Below are 621 nucleotides of genomic sequence, written 5' to 3' on the forward strand. Positions count from 1 at the left end.
GCTTTGTTCACGCCGACATCAGTTGCTTGTGCAGACAATAAAACGGCGATAAGCAGCTCAAACGGCGAGCTGAAATTCAACTCGGTAGTCGGATGAGGATTGGCAGCGCGGAAACGCTCGAAAATTTCTTGGCGGATTTGTTTGTTCATTGTTTGGATTATTTTTTTATTGGTGCAGCAATTATAGTGAAATCATGTTGATACGGCTACTTCAAGTAAAACAAGGCCGTCTGAAATTGTTTTCAGACGGCCTTGTTTGATAAAAGCATTGCTATTTTAAATGCTGTTTACTTCTTACTCAAAGTCAGCCCTGTCCAGCCAAACACCAGCGTCAGAGCCAAACTCAAGTAGCAGAAGAAGGCATAAGGCAGGTATTCCCAAACAGGCACACCCAAGGCATGACTGATGAATACGCCGCAGACGCTCCAAGGCACCAACGGGTTGATGACCGTACCCGCATCTTCCAGCGTACGGGCAAGGTTGCGCGAATGCAGGCCGAGTTTGTCATATACCGGCTTAAAGGTTTCGCCGGAAAGCAGGATACTTAAATATTGTTCGCCAATCAGGAAGTTGACGCCGACCGATGTTATGGCCACGCTGAAAGTAGCACGTCCGGCATTGG

1 protein-coding gene and 1 pseudogene are annotated in these 621 nt (G+C 47.3%); both read right to left on the minus strand.

The window, feature by feature from the left end:
• Window positions 1-149 (minus strand): annotated as a pseudogene (locus tag ACTHUM_RS17475) (endonuclease III); the annotation flags it as partial.
• A gap of 137 nt (window positions 150-286) precedes the next feature.
• On the minus strand, window positions 287-621 hold a 335-nt coding region (locus ACTHUM_RS17480), incomplete at its 5' end, for a Na+/H+ antiporter NhaC family protein (RefSeq protein ID WP_440403624.1).

The sequence above is a fragment of the Neisseria sp. P0021.S006 genome (genome assembly GCF_051956895.1).